This is a genomic window from Streptomyces tendae, assembly GCF_008632955.1.
Taxonomy (GTDB): Bacteria; Actinomycetota; Actinomycetes; order Streptomycetales; family Streptomycetaceae; genus Streptomyces.
In genome coordinates, this window is the sequence record NZ_CP043959.1 from 1,173,853 (window position 1) to 1,192,463 (window position 18,611).

Genomic DNA, 18,611 nt, shown 5'->3' on the forward strand with positions numbered 1-18,611 from the left:
CTTTACTTGACTTAGACAATGTCCATTGTAGGATCGAGCTCGGCTTTAGCCAAGGCACAAGTTGCAGTAATGACGCAGGAGGCGCACGTGACGCAGGGACCGCTTACGACGGAGGCCGGAGCTCCGGTCGCCGACAACCAGAACAGCGAGACCGCGGGCGTCGGCGGCCCGGTCCTCGTCCAGGATCAGCTCCTGCTCGAGAAGCTGGCCCACTTCAACCGTGAGCGCATCCCGGAGCGCGTGGTGCACGCCCGCGGCGCCGGCGCGTACGGCACCTTCACGGTGACCGCCGACGTCACGAAGTACACCCGGGCCGCGTTCCTGTCCGAGGTGGGCAAGGAGACCGAGGTCTTCCTGCGCTTCTCCACGGTGGCGGGCAACCTGGGCGCCGCCGACGCCGTGCGTGACCCGCGCGGTTTCGCGGTGAAGTTCTACACCGAGGAGGGCAACTACGACCTCGTCGGCAACAACACCCCGGTGTTCTTCATCCGGGACGCCATCAAGTTCCCCGACTTCATCCACACCCAGAAGCGCGACCCGTACACCGGCTCGCAGGAGGCGGACAACGTCTTCGACTTCTGGGGTCTGTCGCCCGAGTCCACGCACCAGGTGACCTGGCTGTTCGGTGACCGCGGCATCCCGGCGTCCTACCGCCACATGGACGGCTTCGGCTCCCACACCTACCAGTGGAACAACGAGGCCGGCGAGGCCTTCTGGGTCAAGTACCACTTCAAGACGGACCAGGGCATCAAGAACCTGACCGCCGAGGAGGCCGAGGTCCTCGCGGGCAAGGACCCCGACTCCCACCAGCGCGACCTGCGCGAGGCCATCGAGCGGGGCGAGTTCCCGTCCTGGACCGTGTCCGTCCAGATCATGCCGGTGGCCGAGGCGGCGACCTACCGCTTCAACCCGTTCGACCTGACCAAGGTCTGGCCGCACGCGGACTACCCGCTGATCGAGTTCGGCAAGCTGGAGCTCAACCGCAACCCGGAGAACATCTTCGCCGAGGTCGAGCAGTCGATCTTCAGCCCCGCCCACTTCGTGCCGGGCATCGGTCCCTCCCCGGACAAGATGCTCCAGGGCCGTCTCTTCGCGTACGGCGACGCCCACCGCTACCGCGTCGGCATCAACGCCGACCACCTGCCGGTGAACCGCCCGCACGCCACCGAGGCGCGTACCCACTCCCGTGACGGCCACCTGTACGACGGCCGCCACAAGGGAGCGAAGAACTACGAGCCGAACAGCTTCGGCGGCCCGTTCCAGACGGACCGCGCGCTGTGGCAGCCCGTCGCTCTCAACGGGGTCACCGGCGAGACGGTCACGCCCGTCCACGCCGAGGACAACGACTTCGTCCAGGCGGGCAACCTGTACCGGCTGATGACCGAGGACGAGAAGGAGCGCCTGGTCAACAACCTGGCGAACGCCATCTCGGGTGTGACGCGCGACGACATCGCCGAGCGCGCGATCAACAACTTCCGTCAGGCGGACGAGGACTTCGGCAAGCGGCTGGAGGCCGCGGTGCAGGCCCTGCGCGGCTGATTTCCAGCGCTGGACCGCTTGTCGATCGACGGGCCGGACTCCCTTCGGGGGTCCGGCCCGTTCCGCGTACGGTCAGGCCGGCACCTGCTGGGCCGGCTGCCGGGCGGGTGCCCAGAGGCGGATGATGTCCCGGACCGAGACGATGCCCGCGGGCTCACCCCGGTCGAGGACGATCAGATGGCGGAAGCCGCCGTGGGCCATGGCACCCGCCGCCTCCTCGACGGTCCAGGAGGGGGTGGCGAAGACGACGTCGGTCGTGGTGTGGGCGTGGGCGCGTTCGGCGTCCGGATCCTGGCCGAGGCCGACGGAGTTGAGGACGTCCCGTTCGGTGAGGATGCCGATGCCGGTGCCGTCGGGATCGAGGACCACGGCCGCGCCCACCCGGCGCGCGGACATCAGGGCGGCGGCCTGGCGGAGCGTGTGGGCGGGGCCGATGGTGAGGACCACGGTGCTCATGGCGTCACGGACGAGCATGGATGGAGCCACCTCCTACCGGAAAACACGAGGTCACGGGCCGGTTGGCCCGCTCGTTCGTGATTTCACAAGTTCACAAGTGGGGGAACTCTCAGAGTGGCAGGCAAAGCGGGGGTCAACAAGAGGGCGCACGTGGCCGGTCGGGGGCGCGTGCGCGATCTCCGGCCTTCTCAGTAGCGCTGGTTGAGATACCCCAGCAGCTCGTCGTGCAGCAGGCCGTTCGACGCGGCGGCGTTGCCGCTGTGCGGGCCCGGGCGGCCGTCGAGCCCGGTGAAGGTGCCGCCTGCCTCGGTCACCACGATCGCCGTGGCCGCCATGTCCCACAGCGACAGCTCCGGCTCCGCGCACAGGTCGACCGACCCCTCGGCGACCATCATGTACGGCCAGAAGTCGCCGTACGCGCGCGTGCGCCACACCTCGCGGGTGAGGTCGAGGAAGCCGTCCAGCCGTCCCTGCTCCTCCCAGCCGGTGAGGGAGGAGTACGCGAAGGAGGCGTCGGAGACGCGGGACACCTGGGAGACCCGCAGCCGGGTGGCCGACGACAGGCTGCGTCCGGCGTAGGCGCCGTGCCCCTTCGCCGCCCACCAGCGGCGGCCCAGTGCGGGGGCCGAGACGACGCCCACGACCGGCTGGAACCCGCCCTCGCCGGCCTCCATCAGGGAGATCAGCGTGGCCCACACGGGGACGCCCCGCACGTAGTTCTTGGTTCCGTCGATCGGGTCGATCACCCAGCGCCGCGGCCCGGTGCCCTCGACGCCGTACTCCTCGCCCAGGACCGCGTCCCTCGGGCGGGCGCGCTGGAGGTGGCCGCGGATGAGCTCCTCGGCGGCCTTGTCCGCCTCGCTCACCGGCGTCATGTCGGGTTTGGTCTCCACCTTGAGGTCGAGAGCCTTGAACCGGTCCATGGTCGCGGCGTCGGCGGCGTCCGCGAGGACATGGGCGAGACGCAGGTCGTCGAGGTAGTCGGGCATGCCCCGAACGGTATCGGCCGAGATCGGTTCCGGGCCACCGGGGGCCGGTTCCGCGACCCCTTGACAGTGCCCGACGGCGCGTCAAATCTAACCGCAGGGTCGGCCGCTCGCCCCGAGGGAGGCGATGATGCCTGCAGCGCGGGAATCTCTGCTGGACGCCGCGTACACGGCCCTGGCCCGTCGGCCGTGGTCCGCGGTGCGGATGGTGGACGTGGCCGCCGCGGCCGGGGTGTCCCGCCAGACGCTCTACAACGAGTTCGGCAGCAAGGACGGCCTCGCGCGGGCCCTGGTGCGCCGGGAGGCCGACAGCTACCTGGCCGGCGTCGACCGCGCCCTCACCGCCCACACCGACCCGCGCGACCGGCTCACCGCGACCGCCGAGTGGACCACGGCGAGCGCCCGCGAGAACGCCCTGGTGCGCGCCATGCTCACCGGCTGCTGGAGCGAACGCCTGCCCGTGCCGGCCCTCGCGGCCGTGCCGTCCGGGTCCGCCCTGCCCGCGCAGCGCCGCGCCGACGGGCCCCTGCCCTCACCCGCCGACCTCGTCCACCTGGTCCGCGACCGGGCCGTCGCCGTGCTCGCGGGGCCCGGGCACACGCGGGGCGACACCGCGGACCTCGCGCGGTCCTGCGAGCTCGTGATCCGCCTCGCCCTGTCCTGCGTCGTCGCGTCCGCGCCGGACGACGGGGTGGCCGAGCTGGTCCGGGGTGCCCTGCATCGTCGGCCGGTGCCGTGAGAGGCCCCGCGAACGGATCCCATGAAAGGGGGACCGCTCAGTGCGCGGAGCCCGAGAGCTGCAGTCCGATCACACCGAGGATCACCAGGCTGATCGAGACGATCTTCAGCGTCGACACCAGGTCGTCGAGGAACACCATCCCGTAGATGGCCGTCCCCGCCGCCCCGATGCCCGTCCACACCGCGTACGCCGGTCCCACGTCCAGCTTCTTCAGCGCCAGGGTCAGCAGTCCGAAGCTGCCGAGCGCGAACGCGCAGAAGGCGATGGTGGGCCAGAGCCGGGTGAAGCCGTGCGACAGCTTCAGACACACGGCGAAACCGGTCTCGAGCAACCCGGCGACGATGACCAGCAGCCACGCCATGTGTCCTCCCGCATTCCCCGCGTACAGTGACCGCTTCGTCAGGTTCGTGTCCGGCTCGGTGCGATTATGCACTTACCGGCCGCGGGTCAGGGCAAACACGGCGGAGGTCAGTCCCCGTCGGTGCGTTCCCGCGCGGCGAGCAGCCGCCGCAGCGAGTACAGCCGCGCCGGGTCCGCGTGGCCCTCCTCCACCCAGGCGTCCAGCGCGCAGTCCGGCTCGTCGTGGCTGCACGCGCGCGGACAGCCCTCCGTACCCGGCTCCAGGTCGGGGAAGGCGTGGATCACCCGTGAGGGGTCGACGTGCGCCAGCCCGAAGGACCGCACGCCCGGGGTGTCGATCACCCAGCCCTCGTCCCCCGCGAGCGGCAGCGCCAGCGCGGACGTGGTGGTGTGCCGGCCGCGCCCGGTCACCGCGTTGACGTGCCCGGTGATCCGCCGTTGGTCCTCCGGGACGAGTGCGTTCACCAGGGTCGTCTTGCCGACGCCGGAGTGCCCCACGAGCGCCGTGATCCGCCCGTCGAGCTGCTCGCGCACCCGCTCCACCGCCTCGCCGCTCTCCAGCTCGGCGCGGCTGGTGACGACGTACGGGATGTCGAGCGCGCCGTACAGCTCGAGCAGCTTGTCCGGGGGTGCGAGGTCGGACTTGGTGAGGACCAGCAGCGGCTCGAGTCCGCCGTCGAAGGCGGCGACCAGGCAGCGGTCGATCAGCCGCGGCCGGGGCTCGGGGTCGGCGAGGGCGGTCACCACGGCGAGCTGGTCGGCGTTGGCCACGACCACCCGCTCGTAGGGATCGTCGTCGTCGGCGGTACGGCGCAGCACCGACGAGCGCTCCTCGATCCGCACGATCCTGGCGAGGGTGTCCTTCTTGCCGGACAGGTCACCCACGATGGCGACCCGGTCGCCCACCACGGCCGCCTTGCGGCCCAGTTCACGGGCCTTCATCGCGGTGATGACCCGGTCCTCGACCAGGCACGTCAGCCGGCCCCGGTCGACCGTGAGGACCATGCCCTCGGTGGCGTCCTCGTGCTTGGGCCGGATGTGGGTGCGCGGCCGGTTGCCCTTGCGGTTGGGGCGGGAGCGGATGTCGTCCTCGTCGGTGTGCTTGCCGTAGCGGCGCATGGTGAACCCCTAGGCCCCGAGCATCCCGGTCCACAGCTCGGGGAAGTCCGGAAGGGTCTTCGCCGTGGTCGCCACGTTCTCGATCTGGACGCCGTCGACTGCCAGGCCGATGATCGCACCGGCGGTGGCCATGCGGTGGTCCTCGTAGGTGTGGAAGACGCCGCCGTGCAGCCGCCGCGGGCGGATGTGCAGGCCGTCGGCCGTCTCGGTGACGTCGCCGCCCAGCTCGTTGATCTCCTTGGTGAGCGCGGCCAGCCGGTCCGTCTCGTGCAGCCGCAGATGGGCCACGCCCCGCAGGGTCGAGGGGGAGTCCGCGAGGGCCGCGACAGCCGCGACGCCCGGCGTCAGCTCGCCCACCTCGCCGAGGTCCACGTCGATGCCGTGCACCGCCCCGGAGCCGGTGAAGAGCAGCCCGTACTCGGTCAGCTCGCAGGAACCACCCATCTCGGTGAAGATCTCCCGCAGCCGGTCACCGGGCTGGGTGGTCCGCGCGGGCCAGTCGGGGATCACCACCTTGCCGCCGGTGACCAGCGCGGCCGCGAGGAACGGCTGCGCGTTGGACAGGTCCGGCTCGACGGTCAGGTCCCGGCCCAGCAGGGCGCCCGGCGTGACCCGCCAGACGTTCGGCTCGCCGCCCGACTCGGGGGTGTCGACCTGAGCGCCCACCGTGCGGAGCATGTCGACGGTCATCCGGATGTGCGGCATCGACGGCAGCGTCGCGCCCGTGTGCCGCACCTCCACGCCCTGGTTGAAACGCGGCGCCGACAGCAGCAGCGCGCTGACGAACTGTGAGGACGAGGAGGCGTCGACCTCCACGGTCCCGCCCTCCAGCGCGCCCCCGCCGTGCACCGTCATCGGCAGCGCGCCGCGGTCGTCGTCGTCGATCCGGGCGCCGAGCGTGCGCAGCGCGTCGATGACGCCGTTCAGGGGACGCTCGTGCGAGCGCGGGTCGCCGTCGAAGCGGACGGGGCCGTCGGCCAGGGTGGCCACCGGCGGCAGGAACCGCATCACCGTACCCGCGTTGCCCACGTCCACGGTGGCCGGGCCGTGCAGGCCGGCCGGGACGACCCGCCAGGCCTCGCCGGTCCCGTCGGGCCCGATCCCCTCCTCGATCTCCACACCCATGGCCCGCAGCGCGCCCGCCATCAGCAGCGTGTCGCGCGAGCGCAGCGGGCGGCGCAGCCAGCCCGGCTCGGAGGCGAGGGCGGCGAGGACGAGGGCGCGGTTGGTGACCGACTTGGACCCGGGCACGTGGACCGTCGCGTCGACGGCTCCGCTCGCGTGCGGGGCGGGCCAGAGGGCGGTGTGCGTGGGATTCGGGGCCATGGGGCCACTTTATAAGGAGGTGAGGGGACAGGCCGCGCCGTGCCCGCCACCCGGAACACGGTCCGCCCGTCGGCCCCGCCACCGACCGGAGCGCGGACCCGGCCGCCCCCGCGCAGCCCCCGCCCGGGCCTGTCCGCCCGGCCCCGGGTGCCGGCCCGTGGCGCCCCCGGTCACAGGCCCAGGAGCCAGCGGCCGCCGCCCAGGAGTGAGGACAAGGACACCGCGTGGAACAGGAACAGCCACAGGCCCGCTGGTACGTGAGTCAGCCGGGACAGCTGGTCCGCGTCCGAGTCGCCGGCGCCGCCGTGGGCCCGCTTGGACTGGAGCTCGAACGCGGGGCGGACGCCGCCCAGCAGCAGGAACCACACCACCGCGTACGCGAACGCCGCCTGCACCTGGGGGCCCGTCAGCCAGGACACCAGGACGAACGTGCCCCCGGTGACCAGCACCGACACCGCCCCGTAGGCGTTGCGGATCATCACCAGCACCGCCAGCAGCAGTGCCGTGGCCAGCCACAGCAGCAGCGTGATGCGGCCGGCGCCGAGCAGCGCGGCCCCGCCGAGGCCCAGCAGCGGGGGAGCGGTGTAGCCGGCGGCGGCCGTGAGGATCATGCCGATGCCCGTCGGCTTGCCCCGGCTCACCGTCAGGCCGCTGGTGTCCGAGTGCAGGCGTATCCCGGTCAGCGTGCGGCCGGTGAGCAGCGCCACCAGGCCGTGCCCGCCCTCGTGGGCGATGGTGATGGCGTTGCGGGCCAGCCGCCAGGGCGCCTGCGGCACGACCACGGCAGCGGCGGCCACCAGCGTCGCGACGATCACCCACAGGTCCGGGTCGGGCTGGGTGCCCGAGACCTCGTCCCAGAGGGAGCCGAGGGACATCAGGGACACGGACGCGGTGCTGACCATGCTTGCCATGTGTTTCGGATCGCTCCCTCTGCGCGTTCGGAGTCTGGCAGTGTTGCACGTATGTGCGGACGGTATGCAGCGAGTCGGAGGCCCGAGGATCTCGCCGGGATCTTCGAGGTCGAGAAGTGGGAGCCCGAGGAGACCCTGGAGCCGGACTACAACGTGGCGCCGACCAAGGAGGTCTACGCCGTCCTCGACCGTGCTCTGAAGGACGCCGAGGACCCGCGCCCGGTTCGGCAGCTGCGCAAGCTGAAGTGGGGACTGGTGCCGTCCTGGTCCAAGACCCCCGAGGGCGGCGCCCGGATGATCAACGCCCGCGCGGAGACCGTGCACGAGAAGCCGTCCTACCGCCGTGCCTTCTCCTCCCGCCGCTGCATCCTGCCCGCCGACGGCTACTACGAGTGGGTCACCGGCAAGCAGGAGCGTGACCTGGAGGTCGAGGGGAAGAAGAAGCGGCCCCGCAAGCAGCCGTACTTCGTGACGCCGGCCGACGGCTCGGTGTTCGCCATGGCCGGACTGTACGAGTTCTGGCGGGACGGCACGCTGCCCGACGACCACCCCCGGGCCTGGTGGGTGACCTGCTCCGTGATCACCACCGAGGCGGAGACGAGCCCGCTGGCCGTGGCCCCGGCGGACGGCCCGCACGCCCTCGCCGAGATCCACCCGCGGATGCCGCTGATGCTCACCCCGGACCGCTGGGACGCCTGGCTCGACCCGGCCAGGACCGACCCCGGCGACCTGCGCGCGCTGCTGGCCCCGCCGCCGCCCGGACTGATGCGCGCCTACCCGGTCGCCACCGCCGTCAGCAACGTCCGCAACAACGGACCGGAGCTGCTGAAGGAGCTGGCCGCGCCCGAAGAGGGCACACTCTTCTGACGTGAGCACCGACACCTCCGCGCGGACCCAGGACGTCGAGACCGACACGGGCACCGCCCGGATCACCTGGCACCGCGCGTCCGGCCGCGCCCGGCTCGTCCTCGCCGTGAGTCACGGCGCGGGCGGCGGCATCGAGGCCCGCGACCTCGTGGCGCTCGCCGCCGCCCTGCCCGCGCACGGCGTGACCGTCGCCCTCGTCGAACAGCCCTGGCGCGTGGCCGGCAGGAAGCTCGCCCCGGCGCCGAAGACCCTGGACACCGGCTGGCGCGGTATCTGGCCCGCGCTGGCCGAGCCGGGGCTGCCGGTGATCTCGGGTGGCCGCAGCGCCGGCGCGCCTGCCGCACCGCCACGGAGCTGGGCGCCCACGCCGTGCTCGCGCTGAGCTTTCCCCTGCACCCGCCGGGCAGGCCGGAGAAGTCCCGCGCGCCGGAACTGCTGGGCGCGGGCGTGCCCACGCTCGTCGTGCAGGGCGGCAACGACCCCTTCGGCAGACCGGCCGAGTTCCCCGAGGGGCCCCACGAGCTGGTCGAGGTGGCGTGGGCCGACCACGGATTCGCCGTGCCCCGCCGGGCGGACCTCACCCAGGAGGACGCCCTGCGGGTGATCACGGACGCGGTCGTGGGCTGGACCGGCTCCCTGCGTTGAGACGCCCGGGACGCCCGGGGCGGCACGGACACCGGGAATGCGAACGAGGCTTCCGCTGTTGGGACGGTCGTATGTGCCGGTGACGGCACCGCCGCCGTAGGAGAGGAAGTCCACCGCATGGGTTCCACGTTCTGCCCGAGCCGCAGTGCCCGCGCCGACCTGGACTGGACGGTGCTGCACGCGGCCAAGACCGCCCCCATTCGGGCGGCGGGCGGACCGGATCGTCGTCTATCCTCCGATTCGGGTGAGGCCGGTCTCGGTCTCGCGACGACATTGGAGGAGGTGGGTCCGGTTCCCGGTACCGACGCAGGGACCGAACACGGCCAGGCGGAGCAGCCCGAGGGCCAGGGCGACAAGGGCGCGGAGTCGACCGCGGAGCGCAGTGCGCGCTTCGAGAGGGACGCGCTCGAGTTCCTCGACCAGATGTACTCGGCCGCGCTGCGCATGACGCGCAACCCGGCCGACGCCGAGGACCTGGTGCAGGAGACGTACGCCAAGGCATACGCGTCCTTCCACCAGTTCCGCGAGGGCACCAACCTCAAGGCCTGGCTGTACCGGATCCTCACCAACACCTTCATCAACTCGTACCGCAAGAAGCAGCGCGAACCCCAGCGCAGTGCGGCCGAGGAGATCGAGGACTGGCAGCTCGCGCGCGCCGAGTCGCACATGTCCACAGGTCTGCGCTCCGCCGAGTCGCAGGCGCTGGACCACCTGCCGGACTCGGACGTGAAGGAAGCGCTGCAGGCGATCCCGGAGGAGTTCCGCATCGCGGTGTATCTCGCCGATGTAGAGGGCTTTGCGTACAAGGAGATCGCCGACATCATGGGGACACCCATCGGTACGGTCATGTCCCGGCTGCACCGGGGACGTCGTCAGCTGCGCGGCATGCTCGAGGACTACGCGCGCGAGCGCGGACTGGTCCCGGCCGGTGCCGGAGAGTCGAACGAAGCGAAAGGCTCGGGGTCATGAGCTGCGGAGAGCCGCACGAGACGGATTGCAGCGAAATCCTCGATCATCTCTACGAGTTCCTCGACCGTGAGATGCCGGATTCCGACTGTGTGAAGTTCGAGCACCACTTCGAGGAGTGCTCGCCGTGCCTGGAGAAGTACGGGCTCGAGCAGGCCGTGAAGAAGCTCGTCAAGCGGTGTTGCGGACAGGACGACGTGCCGGGCGACCTGCGGTCCAAGGTCATGGGCCGGATCGAGCTGATCCGTTCCGGTCAGTCCGTGCCCGACCAGGACGTCGCCACGGCTCCGCAGGAGTCCTGACCGCGCGTCCCTCCCCGGACGCCGCGTCACCCGATTGTGCTAATCCGCGTGCGGTCCGCCCGCGGCGGCACCCCCGCCCCGCCTAGGCTCCGAGCCTGGCAGGCGGCACATCGCGCGCGGCGCGGTCGGGGGAGGGGCTCATGGAGGCGTTACCGGCGCGGGCCCGGGTGTATCTCGTCTGCGTCACCCTGCTGGGTCTGCTATGTCTGCTCCCCCTGCCGGGCCTGCCCCGGCCGGGGGTGCTGTCGTCCCTGCCCGACCCGCGCTTCCCCTGGTGGCCGGTCGTCCTGCTCGCCGCCCTGTACGCCGGCTGCGAGCGCCTCGCCCGGTCCCGGCTCGTCGCCGGCCCGCACCCGGGCGGCACCTTCCACCCCGTGCTCCTCGCCGGGGCCTTCCTGCTGCCGCCGACCGCCGCGGCGCTGGTCGCGCTGCCCGGCGCGCTGCTGCTCCCCGTCGAGCACCGCCCCCGCCTCGCCCGCCGGCTCTGGCGCACCGGACAGCTGGTGATCGCCGTCTGGGCCGCGAGCCTGGTCCACCTCAAGACCGGAGGCCGGGACGCGGTCGCGCACTGCGACATGCCCGGCGCCCTCGCGACGGCGGGCGCCGCCGTGCTCGCGTTCTGCCTGGTCCTCACGCTGCTCGACGGCGGCGTGCCGGCGCCGGCCCCGGAGGACTGGCGCGCGGCCGGGCCGCCGCCGCCCGGCCGCCTGGTCGCGGCTGTTCCTCGGCTCCCTCGCGCCGCTCACCGTGCACGGTCTCGCCGGACTGATGATGGCCCTGCTGTGGCGCAGCCCGTACGGCCCGGTGGCGGCGCTGCTGGTGCTGCTGCCGATGGGCGTCTCGTGGTGGGCGTTCGCGCAGTACCACCGGGAGCGCGCCGCCCACCAGGCCACGATCCGCGCGCTGGTGCAGGCCGTCGACATCAAGGACGGTTACACGCGCGGCCACAGCGAACGCGTCGGCCGGGCCTCCATGCTGATCGCGCGGGAACTCGGTATGGACGACGACCGCGTCGAGACGCTCAGGTTCGCCGGCATCCTGCACGACGTCGGCAAGCTCGGCGTGCCCACCCGGCTGCTCACCAAGAACGGCCCGCTCACCCCCGAGGAACGGCGGGTGATCGAACTGCACCCCGAGTACGGGCACGAGATGGTGCGCGGTATCTCCTTCCTCGGCGAGGCCCGCGCGGCGGTGCTGCACCACCACGAACGGATCGACGGCACCGGATACCCTTACGGCCTGACGGGCGGTCAGATCCCCGAGTCGGCCCGGGTGGTCGCCGTCGCCGACGCCTTCGACGCCATGACCTCCACCCGCAGCTACAGCAGGGCGCGCCCGGTGCCGGTGGCGCTGGAGGAGCTCCAGCGGTGCGCGGGGACCCACTTCGACCCGCGGATGGTGCGGGCGCTGGTCCGTGCGATCGGCCGTGCGGGCTGGCACCCGGCGGTGACCGCCGACGAACCCGGGCAGCGGGCCGTTCCCGGGCCCGCCGCACCGGTCACCGGCCGCCCCGGGGCGCGCCAGTGAGGCCCCGGCTGCACACGGTCGTGCACCTGTGCGCCGCCGTCCTCGCCGCCGGGTCGCTCGCGATGACGCTCCACGACGGCATCGAGGACCGCGGCACGGCCCTGGCCTTCGGCACGCTGGTCGCCGTCGGCGAGCTCACCCGGCGGGGCGGCCGGGGCATCCGGGAGGCCGCGCCACTCGCCGCCGCCGGCTCACTGGCGTACGCGCTGCTCGGCGAGACCGCGGGGCACGGTACCCACCACGGCGCCGCCCAGGTCGTCACCGTGGTGCTCGCCGCGTCGCTGCTCGGCAGCGTCCCGCACGTGGGGCGCGGCGACGGGCCCGCCCTGGACCCGGTGACCCGCCGGGTGCTGACCGTCGGCTTCGTCGCCGTGTGCTTCCAGCCGCTGCACGCCCGCGGCGCCTTCGACGACTTCAGCGGACCGTCGCACGCGCTGCTGCTGCTCGTCCTGCTGTCGCTGACCGCGCTGTGCGACGCCGTGCTCGCCGCCGCGCTGTCCCACTCCCGCACCGGCTGGCCCTTCCCGCCGCTGCTGCGCGACGAACTGCGGGCCGTGCCCGGGATCGGGGCCGCCGTCGTCGCCACCGGCGCCGTGATGGCGCTGGGCGTGGCGGTCGTGGGGCTGTGGGCGCTGCCGGTGTTCTCCGTGCCGCTGCTCCTCGCCCAGCTGTCGCACCGGCGGTACACCGCGGTGCGGGCCACCTACCGGCAAACCATCGCCTCCCTCGCGCGGGCCACCGAGATCGCCGGGTACACCCCGCACGGCCACTCCCGCCGGGTCGCCGCGCTCAGCCAGGCGGTGGGCCGGGACCTGGGCCTGACCGAACCGGAGCTGACCGTGCTGGAGTACGCCGCGCTCATGCACGACATCGGCCAGCTCAGCCTCGTCGACCCGGTCCCCGCGGGCGCCACCGCCGAGCTGCCGGTCACCGAGCAGCGGCGGATCGCGCTCCTCGGCGGCGCGGTGGTGCGCCAGACCGGTGTGGACCCCCGGGTCGCCGTGATCGTGGAACGCCAGGCCGACCCGCATCACGAGCAGCCGCCGGCCGCCCGGATCGTCCGGGCGGTGAACGCGTACGACGAGAAGTCCCGGGAAGGAGGGCCCGGAGGGCCGCTGACCGCGCTGGAGGAACTGCGGCTCAAGGCCGCCGGGGAGTACGCGCCGGAGGTCGTGGAGGCCCTGGCGAGGGTGCTGTCCCGGAACACGGAGGGGGCGCGTGAGCAGGTCGACCGGTCGTGGTGAGGGACCCGGGCGAGACGGTCTGGCGGCCTGCCATGCTGGGTAACCCATGGGTAATGAGCGGCGTCGCGGCCGTACGTGGTTGGATGCGAAGGAGAGGGTGTCCGGGGGCGCCGACCGCTGCGGCCGGCCCACCGAACGGAACTGGCAGGCGGGAATCGTGAGGATCTTCGGCAAGGGACGTCACCGGCCCTCCGCCTCCTGGCGGCAGGCCACGGACCGCGCGTTCACGCTCATCGGCGACGGCCGGTACGAGGACGCGGGCGCGCTGCTGACCCGGGCCGCCGATCTGGAGCCCTGGCTGTCGGAGTCCTGGTTCAACCTCGCGCTGCTGCACAAGTTCCGGCACGACTGGGAGCAGGCGCGCGCGGCGGGACTGCGCGCCGTGGCCCTGCTCGACCGGGACACCGGTGCGCCGGACTGGTGGAACGTGGGCATCGCCGCCACGGCCCTGCAGGACTGGCCGCTGGCCCGCCGGGCCTGGCAGGCGTACGGCCTCAAGGTGCCCGGCTCCGCCACCGGCTCCGGCGAGCCCCTCGGCATGGACCTGGGCAGCGCGGCCGTACGGCTGTCCCCGGAGGGGGAGGCCGAGGTGGTGTGGGGACGACGGCTCGACCCGGCCCGCATCGAGGTGCTGTCCATCCCGCTGCCGTCCTCCGGGCGCCGCTGGGGCGAGGTCGTCCTGCACGACGGGGTGCCGCACGGCGAGCGGAGCACCGCCGCCGGGCACACCTATCCGGTGTTCGACGAGATCGAGTTGTGGGCGCCCTCGCCGGTGCCCACCTGGGTGGTGCTGCTGGAGGCCGCGTCCGAGGCCGACCGGGACGCGCTGGAACAGCTCGCCTCCGACGCCGGGTTCGCGGCCGAGGACTGGTCGTCGTCGGTGCGGCTGCTGTGCCGCATGTGCTCGGAGTCGCGGATGCCCTCCGACGAGGGGGACGGCGAGCATCTCGATCCGCACGACCACAGTGAGCCGGGCCACCCCGGACCGCTGGGGCACCGCACCGACGGGCAGTTGTGGGTGCCGGAGCGGGAGTGCGGGCTTGCCGCGCCGGCTTCGCTGGTGCGGGGACTGCTGGACGGGTGGGTCGCGGACAGTCCTGATTCCAGGGACTGGCGGGACCTCGAAGAGGTGTGTTGACACCGTCGCCGGGTGCGGGTCCGTGAGGGCCGATCGCGCCCGCGCGGCGGAGCCGCACATCGACACCGTCCCGCGCCCCTCACGGGGCGCTGCGGCTTACCCTTGTCACACCACCTCCGGTCATCTCAGGAAGGCACACGTCGGTCATGGCTCAGCAGGACACCGATCAGCAGCACGCGGGCGTGCTCCCCGTCGACGACGAGGGCTACGTCATCGATACGGAGGACTGCGAGGAGCGCGAGGCGGCCTGGCGGGAGCGCGGGACCTCCCGGCCGATCACCGTGGTCGGCAATCCGGTGCTGCACAAGGAGTGCCGGCACGTCACGGACTTCGGCGAGGAGTTCCAGCAGCTCGTCGCCGACATGTTCGCCAGCCAGCGCACCGCCGAGGGCGTGGGCCTGGCCGCGAACCAGATCGGTGTCGACCTCAAGGTCTTCGTGTACGACTGCCCGGACGACGAGGGCGTGCGTCACGTCGGCGTGGTCTGCAACCCCAAGCTCGTCGAACTGCCCGCCGAGCAGCGCCGGCTGGACGACAGCAGCGAGGGCTGCCTGTCCGTGCCGACCGCGTACGCGCCGCTGGCCCGCCCCGACTACGCCGAGGTGACCGGCCAGGACGAGAAGGGCAACCCGGTCCGGGTGCGCGGCACGGGCTACTTCGCCCGCTGCCTGCAGCACGAGACGGACCACCTCTACGGCTACCTCTACATCGACCGGCTGTCGAAGCGGGAGCGCAAGGCCGCGCTCCAGCAGATGGCCGAGAACGAGCCGCGCTACCCCGTGGTCGCCAACGACTGACGGTCGTATCACGGCTCGCTTCACCCCGCGCGCACGGCGCCCGATCCGGCACATCCCGGACGGGCGCCGTTCGTCTGTGCGCAACCAAAGGTAGTGAAAGAAGCAAATCCGTTCCCAGAACGGTCACTTGTGGTGCTGAATGGAGGTGCGGGGATACGCACGGCGTGCGCCCGGCTCGGGGGGCGGGCGCTCAACTGGCGGCTGAGAGGGGATTGTTCGTGCATGCTTTGTCACACGGCACCACATCGACACCGACCACCATCGCGGTTCCACCGGCGCTGTCTCTTCCGCTGATCGAGGCGGCGTTTCCCCGGCAACTCCACCCGTATTGGCCGAAGCTCCAAAGGGCGACCCGGGCATGGCTGCTCGAAAAGCGGCTGATGACGCCGGAGAAGGTGGAGGAATATGCCGACGGCCTGTGCTACACGGACCTCATGGCGGGCTACTACATAGGCGCGCCCGACGAGGTCCTGCAGGCGATAGCGGACTACAGTGCCTGGTTCTTCGTCTGGGACGACCGTCATGACCGCGACATCGTGCACGGCCGCCCCGACTCCTGGCGGCGCCTGAAGGACCTGCTGCACAACGCCCTCGACCGTCCCGGTGACCACCTCGGTCACGCGGACCCCGTGGTCGCGGGGCTCGCCGACAGCGTGCAGCGGCTGTACGCCTTCCTGCCGGGCGGCTGGAACGCCCGCTTCGCGCGCCACTTCCACACCGTCATCGAGGCATACGACCGGGAATTCCACAACCGTACGGAAGGGATCGTACCGACCGTCGAGGAATACCTGGAACTGCGTCGACTCACCTTCGCGCACTGGATCTGGACCGACCTTCTGGAACCGAGCGCGGGATACGAGCTCCCGGACGACGTGAGGAAGAACCCGGCCTATCGGAAAGCGGCCCTGCTCAGTCAGGAATTCGCCGCCTGGTACAACGACCTCTGTTCGTTGCCCAAGGAAATCGCGGGCAACGAGGTGCACAATCTCGGCATCAGTCTCGTCACCCACGAGGGAATGACCCTCGAAGAGGCGATCGCCGATGTGAGGCGCCGCGTGGAGGAATGCGTCAACGATTTCCTGGACGCCGAGAAGGAGGCATTACGGTTCGCCGACCGCCTCGACGACGGGACGGTGGGCGGAAAGGAGACGAGCGCCGCCGTGCGCGCCTGCGTCGGCAACATGCGGAACTGGTTCAGTTCCGTCTACTGGTTCCACCACGAGTCCGGCCGGTACCGGGTCGACAGCTGGGACGACCGGTCCACCCCCCCGTACGTCAACAACGCAACGGAAGGTGAGAAATGACCGTCGAGTCGGTAGGAACCCCGAACGCCCCGACGACCGAACTGCGCGAGCCGCCCGTGGCCGGCGGCACCCTCCCGCTCCTCGGCCACGGCTGGCGGCTGGTGCGTGACCCGCTGGCCTTCCTGTCCCAGCTGCGCGACCACGGCGACGTCGTCCGGCTGAAGCTCGGACCCAAGACCGTGTACGCCGTCACGACCCCCGCCCTCACCGGCGCCGTGGCGCTCAGCCCGGACTACATCATCGCCGGGCCCCTGTGGGAGTCGCTGGAGAGCCTGCTCGGCAAGGAGGGCGTGGCCACCGCCAACGGACCGCTGCACCGGCGCCAGCGGCGCACCATCCAGCCCGCGTTCCGGCTCGACGCGATCCCCGCCTACGGCCCGATCATGGCCGAGGAGGCCTACGCGCTGGTGGAGCGCTGGCGGGCCGGCAAGCCGCTGGACATCACGGCGGAGTCCTTCCGCGCGGCGGTGCGCGTCACCGCCCGCTGCCTCATGCGCGGCAGCTACATGGACGAGCGCGCCGACCGCATATGCACCGATCTGGCCACCCTGTTCAGTGGCATGTACCAGCGCATGGTCGTACCGCTCGGACCGCTCTACAAGGTGCCCCTCCCGTCCAATCGGGAATTCAACCGGGCGTTGGCCGATTTGCATGTCCTGGTGGACGAGATCATCGCCGACCGCCGGGCAAGCGGTCAAAAACCGGACGATTTGCTGACGGCTTTGCTGGACGCGAAGGACGACAATGGCGACCCCATCGGGGAACAGGAGATCCACGATCAGGTCATCGCCATCCTGACCCCCGGTGCCGAAACCGTCGGATCCACGGTCATGTCGCTGCTCCTGGTTCTCACCGAGCACCCGGAACTCGGCGACAAGATCCGCGACGAGGTGAAATCGGTCGTCGGCGACCGCCCGGTCGCATTCGAGGACGTGCGTAACCTGACGTACACCGCGAATGTCGTCACGGAGACCCTGCGGCTGTATCCGGCCGTATGGATATTGACTCGCCGCGCGGTGGCCGACACCGAACTCGGCGGTTACCGCATTCCGAAGGGCGCGGACCTGATCTACAGCCCGTTCGCCATCCAGCGCGACCGGCGGTCGTACGAGCGGAACGAGGACTTCGACCCCGACCGCTGGCTGCCGGGGCGGTCGAAGGACGTGCCCAAGTTCGCGATGAGCCCGTTCAGCGTGGGCAACCGCAAGTGCCCGAGCGACCACTTCTCGATGGCGGAGCTCACGCTCATCACCGCGGTGGTGGCCGGCGCCTACCGCTTCGAGCACGCGTCCGGGTCCGACGCCCGGCCGCGCATCGGCATCACCCTGCGGCCACGCCGGCTGATGCTGCGGGCGCTGCCCCGCTGACCGGCCGGCGGCGCGCGTTCAGGCGGCCTCGGGGCCCCTGAACGCGCGCCGGTAGGACTGCGGCGTGGTCCCCACCGCGCGGACGAAGTGGTGGCGCAGCGCGGCCGCGTTGCCGAAGCCGGCGCGGCCGGCGATCGCGTCCACCGTCTCGTCCGTCCGCTCCAGCAGGTGCTGGGCCAGCAGTACGCGCTGGCCCAGGATCCAGCGGTAGGGCGTGGTGCCGGTCTCCTGCTGGAAACGGCGGGCGAAGGTGCGCGGGGACATGTGGGCGCGGGCGGCGAGCTGCTCGACGGTGACCTCCTCGTCGAGGTGCCGCTCCATCCACACCAGCACCTCGGCGACGGAGTCGCCCCCGGGCTGAGGCAGCGGGCGCTCGATGTACTGGGCCTGCCCGCCGTCGCGGTGCGGGGGCACCACCATCCGCCGGGCGATCCGGTTGGCCACCTCGGGCCCCTGCTCCTTGCGCACCAGGTGCAGACAGGCGTCGATGCCCGCGGCGGTGCCCGCCGAGGTGAACACCGGGTCCTCGTCGACGTACAGCACGTCGGGCTCCGCCGTCAGATGGGGGTGTTTGTGGCTCAGTTCCTCCGCGTGCTTCCAGTGGACGGCGGCGCGGCGGCCCTCCAGCAGTCCGGCGGCGGCCAGCACGAACACCCCCGAGCACACGCTCAGCACCCGCGCGCCACGGTCCACGCCCCGGCGCAGCGCGTCCAGCAGCTCGGGCGGGAACTCCCGCGTCGCGTAGGAGGCGCCGGCCGGCACGGTGATCAGATCCGCCGTCTCCAGGCGTTCGAGACCGTGCTCGACCTGGAGCGAGAAGCCGGTACTGGAGCGCACCGACGGCCCGTCCGCCGAGGCCACGGCGAAGTCGTAGACCGGCAGCCCGTCGTCGCTGCGGTCGATGCCGAACACCTCGCAGACGACGCCGAGTTCGAAGGGGTTCACGCCGTCGAGGAGGACGGCCGCCACATTCCGGAGCATGCCTTCAGTGTGCCGCACGGTTGGCAGTAAATCGAGG

At 71.9% G+C, this 18,611-nt stretch carries 17 protein-coding genes and 2 pseudogenes; 12 read left to right on the plus strand and 7 right to left on the minus strand.

Annotation, left to right across the window (positions count from 1 at the left end; genetic code table 11):
• The first annotated feature begins 87 nt into the window (after positions 1-87).
• Positions 88-1,539, plus strand: coding sequence for a catalase (locus F3L20_RS05565; RefSeq protein WP_240810844.1), 1,452 nt, complete (start codon positions 88-90; stop codon positions 1,537-1,539).
• A 72-nt stretch (positions 1,540-1,611) separates the two neighbouring features.
• Here the strand turns inward: F3L20_RS05565 and F3L20_RS05570 are convergent, their stop codons facing one another.
• Positions 1,612-2,013 carry a CBS domain-containing protein gene (locus F3L20_RS05570; RefSeq protein ID WP_150152710.1) on the minus strand — a complete coding sequence of 134 codons (402 nt, stop codon included), beginning with the start codon at positions 2,011-2,013 and terminating at the stop codon, positions 1,612-1,614.
• A 170-nt stretch (positions 2,014-2,183) separates the two neighbouring features.
• The gene (gene hisN, locus F3L20_RS05575) at positions 2,184-2,984 is read right to left on the minus strand and encodes a histidinol-phosphatase (protein WP_150152712.1); all 801 of its coding nucleotides are present in this window, start codon (positions 2,982-2,984) and stop codon (positions 2,184-2,186) included.
• A 124-nt stretch (positions 2,985-3,108) separates the two neighbouring features.
• Here hisN and F3L20_RS05580 point away from each other — a divergent pair, with 124 nt between their 5' ends.
• On the plus strand, positions 3,109-3,720 hold the full coding sequence (locus tag F3L20_RS05580; protein ID WP_150152714.1) for a TetR/AcrR family transcriptional regulator: 612 nt from the start codon (positions 3,109-3,111) through the stop codon (positions 3,718-3,720).
• A 37-nt stretch (positions 3,721-3,757) separates the two neighbouring features.
• Here the strand turns inward: F3L20_RS05580 and F3L20_RS05585 are convergent, their stop codons facing one another.
• From F3L20_RS05585 to F3L20_RS05600, 4 genes are all read right to left on the minus strand, one after another.
• Positions 3,758-4,081 (minus strand): DMT family transporter, encoded by a 324-nt coding sequence (locus tag F3L20_RS05585; protein WP_024884399.1) that lies wholly within the window; start codon positions 4,079-4,081, stop codon positions 3,758-3,760.
• Positions 4,082-4,188: 107 nt separating this feature from the next.
• Positions 4,189-5,199: a ribosome small subunit-dependent GTPase A gene (gene rsgA, locus F3L20_RS05590; protein WP_150152716.1), complete on the minus strand. Its 1,011-nt coding sequence runs from the start codon at positions 5,197-5,199 to the stop codon at positions 4,189-4,191.
• Between the two features lie 9 nt (positions 5,200-5,208).
• Positions 5,209-6,525, minus strand: a complete 1,317-nt coding sequence (gene aroA / locus F3L20_RS05595; protein WP_150152718.1) for a 3-phosphoshikimate 1-carboxyvinyltransferase — start codon at positions 6,523-6,525, stop codon at positions 5,209-5,211.
• A 170-nt stretch (positions 6,526-6,695) separates the two neighbouring features.
• Complete coding sequence (locus tag F3L20_RS05600; protein WP_150157230.1) at positions 6,696-7,427, minus strand: M50 family metallopeptidase; 732 nt, start codon at positions 7,425-7,427, stop codon at positions 6,696-6,698.
• 60 nt (positions 7,428-7,487) lie between these two features.
• On the opposite strand from F3L20_RS05600, the gene F3L20_RS05605 reads away from it, so the two are divergent.
• The 10 genes and pseudogenes from F3L20_RS05605 (at position 7,488) to F3L20_RS05650 (ending at position 17,593) form a co-directional block, all read left to right on the plus strand.
• On the plus strand, positions 7,488-8,303 hold the full coding sequence (locus F3L20_RS05605; protein WP_150152720.1) for an SOS response-associated peptidase: 816 nt from the start codon (positions 7,488-7,490) through the stop codon (positions 8,301-8,303).
• Position 8,304: 1 nt separating this feature from the next.
• A pseudogene (locus F3L20_RS05610) lies at positions 8,305-8,948 on the plus strand (alpha/beta hydrolase family protein).
• A gap of 282 nt (positions 8,949-9,230) precedes the next feature.
• Positions 9,231-9,917 (plus strand): sigma-70 family RNA polymerase sigma factor, encoded by a 687-nt coding sequence (gene sigR, locus F3L20_RS05615; protein ID WP_206338907.1) that lies wholly within the window; start codon positions 9,231-9,233, stop codon positions 9,915-9,917.
• Complete coding sequence (gene rsrA, locus F3L20_RS05620) at positions 9,914-10,216, plus strand: mycothiol system anti-sigma-R factor (RefSeq protein WP_145827279.1); 303 nt, start codon at positions 9,914-9,916, stop codon at positions 10,214-10,216. The genes sigR and rsrA overlap by 4 nt, the downstream gene beginning before the upstream one ends.
• Positions 10,217-10,356: 140 nt before the next feature.
• Positions 10,357-11,743, plus strand: a pseudogene (locus tag F3L20_RS05625) (HD-GYP domain-containing protein).
• Positions 11,740-12,987, plus strand: a complete 1,248-nt coding sequence (locus F3L20_RS05630; protein WP_150152722.1) for an HD-GYP domain-containing protein — start codon at positions 11,740-11,742, stop codon at positions 12,985-12,987. Before F3L20_RS05625 ends, F3L20_RS05630 begins: the two are co-directional and overlap by 4 nt.
• Before the next feature lie 157 nt (positions 12,988-13,144).
• Positions 13,145-14,125 carry a tetratricopeptide repeat protein gene (locus F3L20_RS05635; protein ID WP_145827458.1) on the plus strand — a complete coding sequence of 327 codons (981 nt, stop codon included), beginning with the start codon at positions 13,145-13,147 and terminating at the stop codon, positions 14,123-14,125.
• A gap of 146 nt (positions 14,126-14,271) precedes the next feature.
• Complete coding sequence (gene def / locus F3L20_RS05640) at positions 14,272-14,922, plus strand: peptide deformylase (protein ID WP_150152724.1); 651 nt, start codon at positions 14,272-14,274, stop codon at positions 14,920-14,922.
• Between the two features lie 218 nt (positions 14,923-15,140).
• Complete coding sequence (gene cyc1 / locus F3L20_RS05645) at positions 15,141-16,226, plus strand: epi-isozizaene synthase (RefSeq protein ID WP_145827283.1); 1,086 nt, start codon at positions 15,141-15,143, stop codon at positions 16,224-16,226.
• Positions 16,223-17,593 (plus strand): cytochrome P450, encoded by a 1,371-nt coding sequence (locus F3L20_RS05650; RefSeq protein ID WP_150152726.1) that lies wholly within the window; start codon positions 16,223-16,225, stop codon positions 17,591-17,593. The genes cyc1 and F3L20_RS05650 overlap by 4 nt, the downstream gene beginning before the upstream one ends.
• An 18-nt stretch (positions 17,594-17,611) precedes the next feature.
• Here the strand turns inward: F3L20_RS05650 and F3L20_RS05655 are convergent, their stop codons facing one another.
• Positions 17,612-18,574, minus strand: coding sequence for a GlxA family transcriptional regulator (locus F3L20_RS05655; protein WP_150152728.1), 963 nt, complete (start codon positions 18,572-18,574; stop codon positions 17,612-17,614).
• Positions 18,575-18,611: the final 37 nt, after the last annotated feature.